Consider the following 15,691-nt stretch of genomic DNA (forward strand, 5'->3'; position numbering starts at 1 on the left):
TCGCGGGTCCCCACAGGATCATGATTGAAGCGAAGGATCCCGTGGGGCACGATGCACCGGTCGCAAGACCGGTGCATCAGTGGAGCTGGGGACCCTGTGGGTACGTCAGGAGGCGAGGACCTCGTCGAGGATGGCTTCCGCCTTCTCCTCCTCGGTGTGCTCGGCCAGCGCGAGCTCGGACACGAGGATCTGCCGTGCCTTCGCGAGCATGCGCTTCTCACCTGCGGAAAGACCCCGGTCGGCGTCACGGCGGGACAGGTCGCGCACGACCTCGGCCACCTTGATGACATCGCCGGACGCAAGCTTCTCGAGGTTCGCCTTGTAGCGGCGCGACCAGTTGGTGGGCTCTTCGGTGTACGGCGCACGGAGCACCTCGAACACGCGGTCGAGACCCTCCTGGCCGACGACGTCGCGTACCCCGACGAGGTCGACGTTCTCCGCCGGGACCTCGATGGTGAGGTCACCCTGGGCGACCTTGAGCTTGAGGTACATCTTTTCTTCGCCGCGAATCTTGCGGGTCTTGATCTCTTCGATCAGCGCCGCGCCGTGGTGCGGGTAGACAACCGTCTCGCCTACTGTGAACGTCATCTGCAGATGTCCCCTTTCCCTGAAACCAGGTTACCACGGCGTGATCTGGAGAACTTGCACGCTTGGCATTGTCCGGGAGTGTTATCGAACCGTGTTTCCGCAGGTCAGAGCGTTACGAGCCGGGTGGAGCAGGGTGGTCTTCACCCTCAGGAGCCCGGTCGGATCGTTCCGGAGCCGTGACCGTCACCACCCCCTGACCGGGTAGTTCGTCACGTTCGGCGATGCGCGGGCACACCCGCGGGCCCACTAGGATATTGCGGGGATCCGCCCCCGCCAGAACCAGACGAACATCAGGGAGTTCACCGTGTCCCGTCGCGCCACCGCCGCCCGAGGCGCCCGCACCACCGCCCTCGCGGCGGTCTCCGCTGCGGGGGCCCTCCTGCTGGCGGCCTGCGCCCCGACCACCACGACGCTCGACTACGACCCGTCCGACGGTGTCGGCGTGTCCGTCCTGGGCGAGGAGAACAGGGACCTGCGCGGCATCAACCTGCTGGTCGTGGCCGCCGCCGAGGGCGAGCCCGGCAACGTGCTGGGCGCGCTGACCAACGAGTCGGCCGACGACGCGACCTTCACGCTCCAGTCGCCCGGCGCCGCGCCCCTCGTCGTCGAGGTCCCGGCCGGGGACACCGTCTACCTGAACGCCGAGGCGGGCGAGCCCCTGCTGCTCGACACCGTCAGCGCCGCGCCCGGCGACTACCTGGACGCCGTCCTGGCCGTGGGTGGCGACACCAAGGAGTTCCAGCTCCCCGTCTTCGACGGCACCCTGCCGGAGTACGCGGACTACGTGCCGGTCGAGGCGATCGAGGTCGTCGAGCCGTCGGCGTCCCCCTCCCCCTCGGAGTGACCGCGCCGAGGTAGAACCGTGGCGAGATAGAACTCTGGCGAGGTACCACCCGCGGGTGGTACCTCGCCAGAGTTCTATCTCGCCACGGTTCTATCTCGGCGGGACGATCACCCGAAGCGGCCCGAGACGTAGTCCTCGGTGGCCTTGACCTCGGGCGACGAGAAGATCGTCGCGGTGTCGTTCATCTCGATGAGCCGGCCCGGCTTGCCGGTGCCCGCGATGTTGAAGAACGCCGTCCGGTCGCTCACGCGCGCGGCCTGCTGCATGTTGTGCGTCACGATGACGATCGTGTAGTCCTTCTTGAGCTCCTGGATCAGGTCCTCGATCGCCAGGGTGGAGATCGGGTCCAGGGCCGAGCACGGCTCGTCCATGAGGACGACCTGCGGCTTCACCGCGATGGCGCGGGCGATGCACAGGCGCTGCTGCTGACCGCCCGACAGGCCGGAGCCCGGCTTCTCCAGGCGGTCCTTGACCTCGTTCCAGAGGTTGGCGCCGCGCAGGGAGGACTCGACGAGGTCGTCGGCGTCGGACTTGCTGATCCGCTTGTTGTTCAGCTTCACGCCCGCCAGCACGTTGTCCCGGATGGACATCGTGGGGAACGGGTTGGGCCGCTGGAACACCATGCCGACGGTGCGGCGCACGGCCACGGGGTCGACGTCGTCGCCGTACAGGTCGACGCCCTCGAGCTCGACCGAGCCGTCGACGCGGGCCCCGGGGATCACCTCGTGCATGCGGTTCAGGGTGCGCAGGAACGTCGACTTGCCGCAGCCCGACGGGCCGATGAAGGCCGTGACGGACTTGGGGTCGATCGTCATGGAGACACCCTCCACGGCGAGGAAGTCGCTGTAGTAGATGTTCAGGTCTTTCACGTCGATGCGCTGTGCCATCGGATCATTCCTTCGTGTGAGCTGCGGCTGAGGCTGGTCTGCGCGTCAGCGCAGCTTCGGGGAGAACCACCGGGTGACGAGGCGCCCGATGAGGTTGAGGAGCATGACGATGATGATCAGCAGGAGCGCGGCGGCCCAGGCCCGGTCGAAGTTGATGTTCACCAGGCAGTCAAGCGCATCCTCGCGGCAGGGCACAGGGCCCTGGCGGTACTGGCTGAAGATGTAGACGGGCAGCGTCATCATGCGGCCGTCGAACGGGTTGAAGTTGATCGAGTCCGAGACGCCGGCGGTGATGAGGATCGGCGCGGTCTCGCCGATCACGCGCGCGATGGCGAGCAGCACGCCCGTGGTGATGCCGGCGACGGAGGTGCGCAGCACGACCCGGACGATCGTGAGCCACTTGGGGACGCCCAGCGCGTACGACGCCTCGCGCAGCTCGTTCGGGACGAGCTTGAGCATCTCCTCGCAGGAGCGCACGACCACCGGGATCATCAGGACGCTCAGCGCGACCGCCGCGATGATGCCGAGCTTGGCGCCCGGGCCGAGGAAGATCGTGAACAGCGCGAACGCGAACAGGCCCGCGACGATCGACGGGATGCCGGTCATGACGTCCACGAAGAACGTCGTGGCCCGCGCCAGCGCGCCGCGGCCGTACTCGACGAGGTAGATGGCCACGAGCAGGCCGATCGGCACCGAGATGACCGTGGCGGTCAGCGTGATCATCAGCGTGCCGATGGCGGCGTGGTAGGCGCCGCCCATGTCCATGCCGCCGAAGACGCCGCGCATGGAGGTGAAGAGGAAGTCGCCGTCGAACCGCTCGACGCCGTTCACGATCACTGTCCACAGCAGGGACAGCAGCGGGATGAGGGCCAGCGCGAAGGCGCCGTAGATCAGCACCGTCATGGCCAGGTCGGTGCGCCTGCGGCCGGAGTCGGCCGCGGTCAGCAGGGCACGCGTGCGCTCGACGGCGCCGGCGTCGTCCGTGGTCGGGGTCGTGGCGCTCATCAGTTGGCTCCCGAGAATTCCTTGCGCCGCGCGACGATCGCGCGGGCGCCCATGTTGACCACCATGGTGATGACGAACAGCGCGAGGCCGGTGGCGATGAGCACGTTCACCGCGAGCCCGCTGGCCTCGGCGAACCGCGACGCGATGAAGGCGGCGATCGTCTGCTGCTGGCCCGAGTCGAAGATCTGGAACGAGTAGAGGATGCCGGGCGACAGGATCATCAGCACCGCCATCGTCTCGCCGAGCGCGCGGCCCAGGCCGAGCATCGCGGCCGAGATGACGCCGGAGCGGCCGAAGGGCAGCACGGCCGTGCGGATCATCTCCCAGCGCGTGGCGCCCAGGGCGAGCGCGGCCTCCTCGTGCAGCGTCGGGGTCTGCAGGAAGACCTCGCGGGAGACGGCGGTGATGATCGGCAGGACCATCACCGCGAGCACGACGGACGCCGTCGCGAGCGACCGGCCCGTGTTGGTCACGTTCACGGTCCAGAACGGCAGGAAGTCCAGGACGTTGGCGATCCACACCCACACGTCGCTGATGATCGGGGCCAGCGTGCGCCCGCCCCACAGGCCGAACACCACGGACGGGATCGCCGCGAGCAGGTCGATCACGTAGCCGATCACCGAGGCGGCACGGCGCGGCGCGTAGTGCGAGATGAACAGCGCGATGCCGATGGCGACCGGCGTCGCGATCAGCAGCGCCATGGCCGCGGCCAGGAGCGTGCCGAACACGAGGGGGCCGACCAGGTCCCACAGCGAGTCCATGCCGGCGGGAAGGCCGCCCTTGTCCTTGAGCTCCTCCGGCGACGCGGTCAGGGCCGGCAGGCCCCGCGCGATGAGGAACACCGCCACGGCTGCCAGCACCAGCAGCAGGAAGGCGCCGGCGCCGGTGGTGATCCAGCGGAACACGCGGCTGAACCCGCGTTCGGTGTCGCCGTGGTTGCGCCGCCGGACGGGCGGCTTCAGCCGGCCGGGCTGGGCGTCCGGCGGACTGTCGGTGGTGGTCACAAGAGCTCCTCGATGCTCGTCGCTCGGAGTGGGGGGATCGGGATCAGTGACTGACATGGCTGTGCCGGTGACCGGACCTGCGACGCCGTCGGCGCCGTTCGGTCCGGCCACCGGCCGGTGATCAGGTACTGCGTCAGCCGACCGTGATCGACTCGATCGCGGCGTTGACCTGCTCGGCGGTGGCCGCCGAGATCGGCGAGCTGCCCGCGGCGTCGGCGGCGGCCTGCTGGCCGGCCTCCGAGGCCTGGTAGGTCAGGAACGCCTTGACGAAGTTGCCCTGGGCCTCATCGGCGTAGTTGGTGCAGGCGATGGCGTAGGAGACCAGCACCAGCGGGTAGGTGGTCGGGTCGGTCAGCGTGCGGTTGACCTCGATGGCGAAGTCGTGCTCCGCGCGGCCCTCGATGCGGTCGGACTTGTCGACCGTGGCGGCGGCGGCCTCGGCCGAGAACGGCACGAAGTCCTCGCCGACCTTGATCGCGGCGGTGCCGAGCGTGCCGACCTTGGAGGCGTCCGCGTAGGTGACGGCGCCCTCGGTGTCGGTCACGACGCCGACGACACCGGAGGTGCCCTCGGCGGAGTCGCCACCCTCGAGCGGCCAGACACCGTCGGGCTCGTCGGTCCAGGCGTCGGACGCCGTCGCCGAGAGGTACTCGGTGAAGTTCTCGGTGGTGCCCGAGTCGTCGAGGCGGTGCACCGGCGTGATCGCCAGGTCGGGGAGCTCGACGTCGGGGTTGTCGGCGGCGATCGCGTCGTCGTTCCAGTTCTTGATCTCGCCGTTGAAGATGTTGGCGATGACCTCGGACGTGAGGTTCAGCGAGTCGATCTCGGGGAGGTTGAACGCCACGGCGATCGGGCTCACGTAGATCGGCAGGTCGATGGCGCCGTCGGGGCCGCACACCTCGGCCGAGGCGGTGAGCTCCTCGTCGTCGAGCGCGGAGTCCGAGCCGGCCCACTGCACGCCGCCCGCGAGGAACTGCTCACGGCCCGCGCCGGAGCCGGCCGGGTCGTAGTTGATCGTGGCGTCCGGGTTCGCGCTCTGGAAGCCGGCGACCCAGGCCTCCATGGCGGACTCCTGCGACGACGCACCGGCGCCGGCGAAGTCGCCGGAGATGGCCTCGCCACCCTCCGTCTCGGTGGTCTCGGCACCGGTCGTCGGGTCGGACCCGCAGGCTGCGAGGCTCAGCGCGAGCGCGCCCACCATGACAGCGGAGCCAACGCGGGGGAATCGGCTGATCTTCACGTGTCTTTCCATCCTGTTCAAGTCGTACGCGCGGCGAGCGCCGCGGCGTCAGTGGGGACGCTAGGCAGGTGGAGTGACCTGCTCACCAGGTCCAGGTAAACGGAGGGTGAACAAGCCCGCGGGGAGCGGGTGATACGCAACACGATCACCATGGCACGACCGCGCGCACTCCACCCGTCGTGCGGCTCCTGGGTCAGCCGGCGGGCTGCTCGGACGGCCGGTCCATGGTCAGGTAGATGGCCTCGCCGGCCTCACCGATCCAGTCCTGCAGGTCCGGCGAGATGACGGCGCTGCCCGCGGCGTCGGCGGCCCGCCGCTGCCCCTCGTCGGACGCGACGTACTCGACGAACTCCTTTACGAAGGCGCCCTCCGCCTTGTCCGCGTACCGCGAGCACACGACGAGGTAGGAGACGAGCACCATCGGGTAGGCGAACGGCTTGTCGATCGTCCGGTCGAGCACGAAGGCGAGGTCGTGCTCGTAGCGGTTCTCGATCCGGGGCGAGAGGTCGACGACGGCGGCCGCGGCGTCCGCGCTGTAGGGCACGTACTCGTCGCCCACCTTGATGGCGACGCGGCCCAGGTCGGCCGTGCGCGAGGCGTCGGCGTAGGTGACGCCGCCCGGCGTGGAGCGGACCGTGTCGGTCACGCCGCCGGTCCCCTCGGCCGCGAAGCCCGTGGGCAGCGGCCAGAGGCCGTCCGCGGGGTACGGCCACGCCTTGGGCGCCGTCGCGCCCAGGTAGTCCGTGAAGTTCTCGGTGGTGCCGGAGTCGTCGGACCGGTGCACCGGGGTGATCTCGAGCGCGGGCAGCTTGACCCCGGGGTTGGCGGCGACGATCGCCGGGTCGTTCCACTGCGTGACGTGGCCCGTGAAGATGCGCGCGATCACGTCCGAGGAGAGGTTGAGCTGGTCGATGCCCTTGAGGTTGAAGGCCACGGCGATCGGGCTGATGTAGACGGGCAGGTCGATCGCGTTGCCGCTGTCGCAGGCCGGACCGGACGCCGCCATCTCCTCGTCGCTCAGCGCGACGTCGGAGGCGCCGAAGGCCGACTTGCCCGCGAGGAACCGCTCGCGGCCGTCACCGGACCCGATGGGGTCGTAGCTGACGGTGGCCTCGGGGTGCAGCTCCTGGAAGCCGGTGATCCACGCCTCCATCGCCGACTCCTGCGACGAGGCGCCCGCGCCACGGAACTCGCCCGTGACGACGACCTTCGCCGGGGCGCTGGGCGTGGAGGCCGACTCGTCGCCGGTCAGCCCGAGGGCGGCGCAGCTCGCCAGCGGCAGGACGAGGGCGCCGGCGGTGGCGGCGGAGACGAGACGGGTGTAATGGGAGGTGGTCACGGTTCGTGAAACTACTCACGAGCGCCATCGCCCGGGCAAACACCAGGTAAACGGAAGGTGGCCGAAGTTCGCGTTTCATCCGTGAGGTGCGCCACGTCGGGGCGCACCTCACCGCGGCTCAGCCCTCGTCGTCGGCCAGCTTGTAGCCCAGTCCACGCACCGTGAGCAGGAACTTCGGCGTGCCCGGGTCGGGCTCGATCTTGGAGCGGATGCGCTTGACGTGCACGTCGAGCGTCTTGGTGTCGCCCACGTAGTCGGCGCCCCACACGCGGTCGATGAGCTGGCCACGGGTCAGCACGCGGCCGGCGTTCCGCATCAGCAGCTCCAGGAGGTCGAACTCCTTGAGCGGCAGCGCCACGCTCTCCCCGCTGACGGCGACGGTGTGCCGCTCGACGTCCATCCGGACCGGCCCCACCTCCAGCACGCCGTCCTCGTCGTGCTCGGACGACTCGTTGGGCTGGCGGCGGCGCAGCACGGCCCGCACGCGGGCCAGCAGCTCCCGGTACGAGTACGGCTTGGTGACGTAGTCGTCGGCGCCGAGCTCCAGGCCCACCACCTTGTCGATCTCGGAGTCCTTCGCGGTCAGCATGATGACGGGCACGTCACCGCGCGCCCGCAGCTCCCGGCACACCTCGGTGCCCGACAGCCCGGGCAGCATCAGGTCGAGCAGCACCAGGTCCGCCCCCTCCGCGTCGTACGCGGCGAGCGCCGAGACGCCGTCCGCGGCCTCGACCACCTCGAACCCCTCGCGGGTGAGCTGGTACGTCAGCGGGTCCCGGTACGACTCCTCGTCCTCGACCACCAGGATGCGCGTCACGCACCTACCTCCTCGTTCTTCGTGGCCGCGGTGTCCGCGGCCTTGTGCTGGGCCTGCTGGTCCTGCTCGTCGTGCTGGTCCTGCTCGCCATTCTGATCCTGCTCGTCGACCACGTCCTGCTGGTCCTCGCCGTCGCGGACGACGTCCGACAGCGACGGCGGGGTGACCCGGCCGGTGCGGCCGGAGCCCTCCGGCCGGTCCGCGGACGGGATCCGCAGCGTGAAGGTCGAGCCCCGGCCGGGCTCCGACCACATCTGGACGTCGCCGCCGTGGTCGGCCGCGACGTGCTTGACGATGCTGAGCCCGAGGCCGGTCCCCCCGGTGTCGCGCGAGCGCGCCGGGTCCACGCGGTAGAACCGCTCGAACACCCGGTCCTGCGCGTCCTCGGCGATGCCGACGCCCTGGTCCACGACGGCGATCTCGACGAGACCCGCGCGCTCGTTCACCCCGACTCCCACCCGGCTGGCGGGCCCGGAGTAGGCGACGGCGTTGTCGACCAGGTTGCGGACGGCGGTGACCAGGAGGTTGTGGTCGCCGTAGACCTCGGTGTCCAGGTCGCCGCCCATGGTGATCGCGATGTTCTTGGACTGGGCCGTGGTGCGGGCCCGGTCGACCGCCTCCTCCACGACCTCGCGGATCGGGACGGGCGTCAGCTTGGGCATCGCGCCGGCACCCTGCAGCCGCGAGAGCTCGATGATCTCCTGCACCAGTGCGGACAGCCGCACGGCCTCGCGCTGCATGCGCTCGGTGAACCGGCGGACGGCGACGGGGTCGTCCGCGGCGTCGGCCACGGTCTCCGCGAGGAGCGCGAGCGCGCCGACCGGCGTCTTGAGCTCGTGGGAGACGTTGACCACGAAGTCGCGGCGGATGGCCTCGACGCGGCGGGCCTCCGTGCGGTCCTCGGCGAGCACCAGCACCCGGTCCAGGCCGAGCGGCGCCACGCGCACCTGCAGCAGCACCGTGCCCTGGCCCACCGGACCGCGGGGCAGCTCCAGCTCCTGCTCGCGGATCACGCCGTCGCGCCGCACCAGGGCGACCAGGTCGGTGATGGCGGCGTGCACGAGCGCGTCGTTGCGCACCACGCCGAGCGCGTAGGCCGGCGGCGACGCGCGGATCACCTCGTCCTCGCCGTCCAGGACGACGGCGGCGGAGCGCAGCACTGAGAGCACGCGTACGAGGCCCGCGTCGAGCTCGTCGGGTTCGGTCGGGGGCAGGGCGTGCTGATGCCGTTCGGAGACGCGGAACGCCAGGGCTGCGACCACGCCGACGATCACGCCGAGAATTCCGGCGGCCAGCACCGGTACCCCGGAGATGATTCCGTCCACGCCTCCAGGGTAGGTCGACGTTTCAAGCCGTGACGGACGCCGGTGGGCGGTCGGAGGATCGTGTCGCCTACTGTTCATGTCGGGGAGGAACAGCGTTAACCTCCCAGTACATCGCGCCGTCGAACCTGGACGGGTGCGGGCGGTAGCTGTGCCGTGCGCCGTTCCGGGACGTGTCCGGGCGGCCGGCCCGGCCGCGCGTCGGCCCTGCCCGCCCCACGGCGGCGCGACAGCGGACGCGACGCCGTCCGCGCGCCCCGAGTGCGAGAGGAAACCGATGCGACAGATCTTCGAAGCCGAGCTCCAGCAGGTCGGTGAGGACCTGACCGAGATGAGCAGGCTCGTCGAGTCCGCCATCACCCGTGCCGGAACGGCGCTGCTGGAGGCGGACCTCCAGCTCGCGCAGGAGGTGATCGCCTCCGACAAGACCATCGACGCCATCGAGGACTCCCTCGACGAGCGGTGCGTGCACCTGCTCGCGCAGCAGGCCCCGGTCGCGACCGACCTGCGCGTCGTCGTGAGCGCCCTGCGGATGAGCGCGTCCCTGGAGCGGATGGGCGACCTGGCCCGCCACGTCGCGCAGGTCGCGCGCGGGCGCTACCCCGCGCAGGCCATCGTCCCCGAGGCCCGCGACACCTTCGCCAAGATGCACGACGCCGCCGTCCGGGTGGCCCAGCGCACCACCAAGCTGCTCGCCACGCGCGACCTCACGGTGGCCGAGGCGCTGGAGCGCGACGACGACATCATCGACGAGCTGCACCAGGAGACGTTCAACACGCTCCTCGCGCCCGGCTGGCAGGGCACCGTGCAGGAGGCCGTGGACGTGACCCTGGTGGGCCGCTACTACGAGCGGTTCGGCGACCACGGCGTGTCCGTGGCCCGCCGCGTGACCTTCCTGGTCACGGGCGACTTCCCGGAGGAGTGACCCACCCACCCCGCCACAAACGCTGAGTGCTGGGTATTTGTCCTTCTGAGAGGTTCAGAAGGACAAATACCCAGCACTCAGCGTTTTGGGGGGAGGGTCAGCGGCCCTGGTTGGCTACCGCGGCGATCGCGTCCTTCGCCGCCTCCGGGTCCAGGTACGTGCCGCCCGGCTTGACCGGCGCGAGGGTCTCCTCGTCCAGCTCGTAGACCAGCGGGATGCCCGTGGGGATGTTCAGCCCGGCGATGGCCTCGTCCGAGACGCCGTCCAGGTGCTTCACCAGCGCCCGCAGCGAGTTGCCGTGCGCGGCGACCAGCACCGTCTTGCCGGCCTTGAGGTCGGGGACGATCTCGCTCTCCCAGTACGGCAGGGCGCGGTCGAGCACGAGCTTGAGGGCCTCGGTGAGGACGACGGGGGCGTCCGCGTAGCGCGGGTCCGCGTCCTGGCTGAACTCCGAGCCCAGCTCGATCTCCGGCGGCGGCACGTCGTACGAGCGGCGCCAGAGCATGAACTGCTCCTCGCCGAACTCCTCGAGCGTCTGCTTCTTGTCCTTGCCCTGCAGGGCGCCGTAGTGGCGCTCGTTGAGGCGCCAGCTCCGCTTGACCGGGATCCAGTGGCGGTCCGCGACGTCGAGCGCCAGGTTCGCCGTCATGATCGCGCGGCGCAGCAGCGACGTGTGCAGGACGTCCGGGTTCACCCCGGCCTCCTTGAGGAGCGCGCCACCGCGCTTGGCCTCCTCGACGCCCTTCTCGGAGAGGGCGACATCCACCCAGCCGGTGAACAGGTTCTTGGCGTTCCACTCGCTCTCGCCGTGGCGGAGCAGCACGAGGGTGTAGGTCATGGGCCCATCCTGCCGCACTTGATCGGACGTCGACGAAGCCGCAGGCATCGGTCTCAGACCCTGGACGGGTCGGGGCTCAGGCCCGCCGGGACTCGACGTGGTGCTTGCGGGCCCGCTCGTAGACGTCCAGCATCTCGTCGGCCGCGCGGTCCCAGCCGAACCGGGTCGCCGAGCGCCGGGCGCCGGCGGCCAGCCGCGCCCGCAGCTCGTCGTCGTCCAGGATGGTCTTGAGGGCGAGGGCCCACGTCTCGGGCTCGTGGTCGGGCACGAGGACGCCGGAGACGCCGTCCTCGACGACGGTGCACAGGCCGCCTACCGCCGCGGCCACGACGGGCGTGCCCGAGGCCTGGGCCTCCGCCGCGACCAGGCCGAACGACTCGCTGTGCGACGGCACGGCCACGAGGTCGGCGGCGCGGAAGTAGTCGGCGAGCGCGTGCTGCGGCACCGGAGGCCGCACGCGGACGTGCGCGGCCACGCCCTCCTGGTAGGCGAGCGCCTCCAGCTCGCGCACGGCCGTGGGCCGCCCGGACGCGCCGCCCAGCACGACCAGCAGCGGCGGCTGCCCGTCTCCCTCGGACCAGACCCGCTCCCCCAGCGCCCGGACCAGCACGTCCGGCCCCTTGAGGAGCTGCACGCGGCCCGCGAACAGCACGATCCTGCGGTCGGTCGGCAGCGCGAGCTGCTCCCGCAGCTCGGCCCGCTGCCGGGCGCACTCGTCCGGCCCGGTCACGCCGTGCGGCGGCGCGAACACCCCGAGGTCCACGCCGGGCTGCACCACGCGGACCAGGGCGGGGTCGGCCTGGTAGTCGCGCACGAGGTCGGCAGCCTCCTGGTCCGTGTTCGCGACGAGCGCGTCGGCCTCGGCGACCACCTGCTCCTCGCCGATGATCCGGCCCTGCGGCTCGGGGGCGTCGCCGGGCGCGAGGGAGGCGTTCTTCACGCGCGCCATGGTGTGCATGGTGTGCACCAGCGGCACGTCCCAGCGCTCCGCCGCGATCCAGCCCACCTGGCCCGAGAGCCAGTAGTGCGTGTGCAGCACGTCGTACCAGCCCTCGGGGCGGTGCGCCTCGGCGCGCAGCACCCCCGCGGCAAAGGCGCAGAGCTGGCCCGGCAGGTCGTTCTTGTCCAGCCCCTCGTACGGCCCCGCGGAGACGTGGATGACGCGGATGCCGGGCTCGGCGTCGGTCACCTTGGGCTGGGCCGACGACGTCGCCCGCGTGTAGATCTCCACCTGCGCGCCGCGGCGGGCCAGCGCCTTCGACAGCTCCAGCACGTACACGTTCATGCCGCCGGCGTCGCCCGTCCCGGGCTGCTCCAGCGGGGACGTGTGCACGGAGACCATCGCGATCCGGAGCGGACGGGGTGCGTCCGGCTCGACGAGACCTGGCGGCAGGCTGTCACGCATCACGCCTCCAGGACGCACGCGGGCACGGGCAGCTCCAGCCGGTCGGTGATCTCGCCCTTGCCCGACGCGCGGTCCACGCGGACCGCGACCAGCGCGTCGGTGTTCTGCGCCGCGACGACGACGAGCGCGCCGTCGGCCAGCACCGCGTGGTGGCGCGGCCAGGCGCCGGCGCCGAGGTCGACGTCGTCGACGTTCTCGATCGTGAGCCGGCCCACCGGCTGGCCGGCCGAGGCCCCGGCGTCGTCCGCCGCGCGCACCCGGAGCACCGACAGGACGTCCGGGCCCCGGACGCCCACGTGCACCAGGTCGCCGGCGACGGTGATGTGCGAGGGGTACCCGGCGGCGCCGTCGGCCATGGTGCGGGCGGTGATCGCGACCGAGCCGACGTGCTCCAGCCGGCCCGGGCCCGCGGGGACCAGGACGTGCAGGCGGCAGTCGAGCTCGCCGGCGAGCAGGATCGTGCCGTCGGGCAGCTCGACCAGGTGCCGGGGGCCCGTGCCGGGCGGCAGGACGGCGGCGATCTCGCCGGGACCGTCGCCGTCCAGCGGGTAGGTGCGCAGCTCGTCGGTGCCGAGGTCGGCCACGAGCACCCGGTCGCCCCAGACGTGCACGAAGTGGGCGTGCGGGCCCTCCTGCCGGTCGGTCACCGGGCCCGTGCCCGCGTGCGGGAAGGTGCGGGGCTCGCCGAGCGCGCCGTCGTCGGACAGGGGCACGACGGCGGCGACGCCGTCGCCGTAGTTCGCGACCCAGGCGGCGCCGGGGACGGCCACGACGTGGCACGGGCTCGAACCGCCCGAGGCGACGGAGCCGGCGGGGGCGAGCGTGCCGGCGTCGGTCACGCGGAACGACGTGAGCTCGCCGGGCTCGGTCTCGGTGACGGCCAGGAGCGTGCGGCCCGACGGGTCCAGCGCGAGGAACGACGGCGAGGCGACCGGGGCGGCGAGCGAGCCCGTCGTGAACCGTCCGTCCGCGTCGACGTCGACGCGCCAGACTCCCTCACCGGTGCCCGGTGCGACCTCGGCCTTCGGATACGTGCCGATCCACAGGGCGGTGGTGGGGTTGCTCATGCGATCAGCCTAATGACGTCAGGCCTGTGCTCCGGCCGGGAATGCACGACGCCCCGGCCGCCCCTCGTCGAGGGGCGCCGGGGCGCAATTCGCCGTCGTGAGTACGTCGGCGTCAGCCATTCGCCTTCGCGTAGGCGTCCTGGACCTCGGCCGCGATACGCCCACGGTCGCTGACCGTGTATCCGTTCGCCTTGGCCCATTCACGGACCGCGGCGGTGTCGCTGCCGGAGCGGGACCGCCGCGTGGTGGCAGTACGCGCGACCGCGGACTTCACCTTGCGTGCGTGGCCGACCCACGAAGCGAGCGAATCACGCAGCTGGGCCGCGTGCTCGGCATTGAGGTCGATCTCGTAGGAGACGCCGTCGAGGCCGAAGTTCACGGTCTCGTCGGCGGCACCGCCATCGATGTCGTCTTCGAGAACAAGCTGAACCTTCTGAACCATACGGGTACTTCCCTTCCGCGCCACAAATTCCGGGGTTAGTTCGCGAGCATGCCGCACCTAATATTGACATGTCAATAATGAGCATGTGACACCGATCACGAAAACTTCACCCGGGTCTGTGAAGTCGCGGATTTGATCCGGGAACGCAGGTACGGATAACGTCACCCGCGCAGATCAGTGCGAAGCGGAATTCCCGGGGTTTTCCGACGTCACCGTCATGCCCTCGCGATCCATTCGCTCGAGGGCCTCGCGCTCATGCCTGTCGGCCCGCAGGATCTTGCGCATCGCAAACCAGAACAACAGGCCGACCCCTACCGAGGGCGTGAGCCCGGCAAGTACCGCAAGCGTCGTATCCATCACAAGATCCTCACATACTCGTCTGCGCGGCCGAAATCTCAGGCCTGCGGCTTCACCAGCGGGAAAAGGATGGTCTCCCGGATACCTTGGCCCGTCAGAGCCATGAGCAGGCGGTCGATCCCCATGCCCATTCCGCCCGAAGGGGGCATCGCGAATTCCATGGCCGTCAGGAAATCCTCGTCGAGCAGCATGGCCTCGTCGTCGCCGGCCGCGGCCATCCTGGCCTGGGCCTCGAACCGCTGGCGCTGGACCACCGGGTCGACCAGCTCGGAATAGCCCGTGGCCAGCTCGAAGCCGCGGACGTACAGGTCCCACTTCTCGACCTGGCCCTTTTCCGAACGGTGGTCGCGCGTGAGCGGCGACGTCTCGACCGGGAAATCGCGCACGAACGTCGGGGCCGTCAGGTGGTCGCCCACCCGGTGCTCCCAGAGCGTCTCGACAAGCTTTCCGTGATTCAGGATCTTCTTGTTGCCGACCTCGACGTCGAGGCGCTCGGCGATCTTCTCGAGTTCCTCCACCGTCGTGGCGGAGGTGATCTCCTCGCCCAGGCTTTCGGAGAGCGAGTCGTACATCCGCAGATTTGCCCATTCGCCGCCCAGCTCGTACTCGGAGCCGTCGGGAAGGGTCACCAGCGTGGTACCGAGAACGTCCTGCGCCGCGGTCTGCACCAGATCCTGGGTGAGCGCGCCGATGGTGTTGTAATCACCGTAGGCCTCGTACGCCTCGAGCATGGCGAACTCCGGCGAGTGCGACGAGTCCGCGCCCTCGTTACGGAAGTTCCGGTTGATCTCGAAGACCCTCTCGACGCCGCCGACGACCGCCTTCTTCAGGAAGATCTCGGGCGCGATGCGCAGGAAGAGCTCCAGGTCGTACGCATTCATGTGCGTCGAGAAAGGCCGCGCGGTCGCGCCGGAGGCAATGGTCTGCAGCATCGGGGTCTCGACCTCGAGAAAGCTGCGGCGATAGAAGTTCTCGCGCAGGGAACGCACCACCCCGGAGCGCAGGCGCACCATGTCGCGGGCCGCGGGGCGCGCGATCAGGTCCACGTAGCGCTGGCGGACGCGCGCCTCCTCGGACAGGTCCTTGTGCAGCACCGGGAGCGGGCGCAGCGCCTTGGCGGCCATCCGCCACTCGTCGGCGAAGACGCTCAGCTCGCCGCGCTTCGACGCGCCCACGCGGCCGTGCAGGAAGAGGTGGTCGCCCAGGTCGACGTCGGTCTTGAAGGCGGCCAGCGCCTCCTCGCCGAGCGCGGCCAGGCTCAGCAGGCCCTGGAGGCGGTTGCCCTCGCCGTCCTGCAGCGTGACGAAGCAGAGCTTGCCGCCGATGCGGACGAACACGACGCGGCCGGCGACGCCGACGACGTCGTCCGTCTCCTGGCCGGCCTCGAGGTGGCCGTACGCCTCGCGGACCTCCGCGAGGGTGTGCGTGACCGGGACGCTGACCGGGTAGGCCTCGGTGCCCTGCGCCAGGAGGCGCTCACGCTTCTCGCGCCGGATCCGCAGCTGCTCGGGCAGGTCGTCGGTCGGCGGGGTCGCGGCGTTCTCGGCAGCGGGGTTCTCGGTCGTCACGGAGGCGATTCTATCGGTGCGCCTCACCCGCCGAGTGCTCTTT

16 protein-coding genes are annotated in these 15,691 nt (G+C 70.6%); 2 read left to right on the top strand and 14 right to left on the bottom strand.

Annotated features, from left to right (window positions below; all coding sequences use genetic code 11):
* Window positions 1-105: 105 nt before the first annotated feature.
* Window positions 106-588 (bottom strand): CarD family transcriptional regulator, encoded by a 483-nt coding sequence (locus FHX71_RS21735; protein WP_020017968.1) that lies wholly within the window; start codon window positions 586-588, stop codon window positions 106-108.
* A gap of 304 nt (window positions 589-892) precedes the next feature.
* Here FHX71_RS21735 and FHX71_RS21740 point away from each other — a divergent pair, with 304 nt between their 5' ends.
* Window positions 893-1,432, top strand: a complete 540-nt coding sequence (locus FHX71_RS21740) for a hypothetical protein (protein ID WP_182619503.1) — start codon at window positions 893-895, stop codon at window positions 1,430-1,432.
* Between the two features lie 107 nt (window positions 1,433-1,539).
* Here FHX71_RS21740 and pstB read toward each other — a convergent pair whose 3' ends face one another.
* The 7 genes from pstB to FHX71_RS21775 form a co-directional block, all read right to left on the bottom strand.
* Window positions 1,540-2,319, bottom strand: coding sequence for a phosphate ABC transporter ATP-binding protein PstB (pstB, locus tag FHX71_RS21745; RefSeq protein ID WP_182619504.1), 780 nt, complete (start codon window positions 2,317-2,319; stop codon window positions 1,540-1,542).
* 45 nt (window positions 2,320-2,364) lie between these two features.
* Window positions 2,365-3,324 (bottom strand): phosphate ABC transporter permease PstA, encoded by a 960-nt coding sequence (pstA, locus tag FHX71_RS21750; RefSeq protein ID WP_182619505.1) that lies wholly within the window; start codon window positions 3,322-3,324, stop codon window positions 2,365-2,367.
* Complete coding sequence (pstC, locus tag FHX71_RS21755; RefSeq protein WP_182619506.1) at window positions 3,324-4,328, bottom strand: phosphate ABC transporter permease subunit PstC; 1,005 nt, start codon at window positions 4,326-4,328, stop codon at window positions 3,324-3,326. The genes pstA and pstC overlap by 1 nt, the downstream gene beginning before the upstream one ends.
* A 133-nt stretch (window positions 4,329-4,461) precedes the next feature.
* Window positions 4,462-5,529 carry a phosphate ABC transporter substrate-binding protein PstS gene (gene pstS, locus FHX71_RS21760; protein WP_182620038.1) on the bottom strand — a complete coding sequence of 356 codons (1,068 nt, stop codon included), beginning with the start codon at window positions 5,527-5,529 and terminating at the stop codon, window positions 4,462-4,464.
* 232 nt (window positions 5,530-5,761) lie between these two features.
* On the bottom strand, window positions 5,762-6,907 hold the full coding sequence (gene pstS, locus FHX71_RS21765; RefSeq protein WP_182619507.1) for a phosphate ABC transporter substrate-binding protein PstS: 1,146 nt from the start codon (window positions 6,905-6,907) through the stop codon (window positions 5,762-5,764).
* A 118-nt stretch (window positions 6,908-7,025) separates the two neighbouring features.
* The gene (locus tag FHX71_RS21770) at window positions 7,026-7,724 is read right to left on the bottom strand and encodes a response regulator transcription factor (RefSeq protein ID WP_182619508.1); all 699 of its coding nucleotides are present in this window, start codon (window positions 7,722-7,724) and stop codon (window positions 7,026-7,028) included.
* Window positions 7,721-9,049: a sensor histidine kinase gene (locus tag FHX71_RS21775; RefSeq protein ID WP_182619509.1), complete on the bottom strand. Its 1,329-nt coding sequence runs from the start codon at window positions 9,047-9,049 to the stop codon at window positions 7,721-7,723. Before FHX71_RS21775 ends, FHX71_RS21770 begins: the two co-directional genes overlap by 4 nt.
* Window positions 9,050-9,323: 274 nt before the next feature.
* Here FHX71_RS21775 and phoU point away from each other — a divergent pair, with 274 nt between their 5' ends.
* Window positions 9,324-9,971, top strand: coding sequence for a phosphate signaling complex protein PhoU (gene phoU, locus FHX71_RS21780; protein ID WP_182619510.1), 648 nt, complete (start codon window positions 9,324-9,326; stop codon window positions 9,969-9,971).
* Between the two features lie 97 nt (window positions 9,972-10,068).
* Here phoU and FHX71_RS21785 read toward each other — a convergent pair whose 3' ends face one another.
* The 6 genes from FHX71_RS21785 to lysS form a co-directional block, all read right to left on the bottom strand.
* Window positions 10,069-10,809, bottom strand: a complete 741-nt coding sequence (locus tag FHX71_RS21785) for a phosphoglyceromutase (protein WP_182619511.1) — start codon at window positions 10,807-10,809, stop codon at window positions 10,069-10,071.
* A 76-nt stretch (window positions 10,810-10,885) separates the two neighbouring features.
* Window positions 10,886-12,214, bottom strand: a complete 1,329-nt coding sequence (gene mshA / locus FHX71_RS21790; RefSeq protein WP_182619512.1) for a D-inositol-3-phosphate glycosyltransferase — start codon at window positions 12,212-12,214, stop codon at window positions 10,886-10,888.
* Window positions 12,214-13,281: a lactonase family protein gene (locus FHX71_RS21795; RefSeq protein ID WP_182619513.1), complete on the bottom strand. Its 1,068-nt coding sequence runs from the start codon at window positions 13,279-13,281 to the stop codon at window positions 12,214-12,216. The genes mshA and FHX71_RS21795 overlap by 1 nt, the downstream gene beginning before the upstream one ends.
* 112 nt (window positions 13,282-13,393) lie before the next feature.
* Window positions 13,394-13,723 (bottom strand): histone-like nucleoid-structuring protein Lsr2, encoded by a 330-nt coding sequence (locus tag FHX71_RS21800; protein WP_182619514.1) that lies wholly within the window; start codon window positions 13,721-13,723, stop codon window positions 13,394-13,396.
* A gap of 174 nt (window positions 13,724-13,897) precedes the next feature.
* Window positions 13,898-14,080, bottom strand: coding sequence for a hypothetical protein (locus FHX71_RS21805; protein WP_182619515.1), 183 nt, complete (start codon window positions 14,078-14,080; stop codon window positions 13,898-13,900).
* Between the two features lie 38 nt (window positions 14,081-14,118).
* Window positions 14,119-15,648, bottom strand: coding sequence for a lysine--tRNA ligase (gene lysS / locus FHX71_RS21810; protein WP_182619516.1), 1,530 nt, complete (start codon window positions 15,646-15,648; stop codon window positions 14,119-14,121).
* Window positions 15,649-15,691 lie beyond the last annotated feature (43 nt).

The organism is Promicromonospora sukumoe (assembly GCF_014137995.1).
Taxonomy (GTDB): domain Bacteria; phylum Actinomycetota; class Actinomycetes; order Actinomycetales; family Cellulomonadaceae; genus Promicromonospora; species Promicromonospora sukumoe.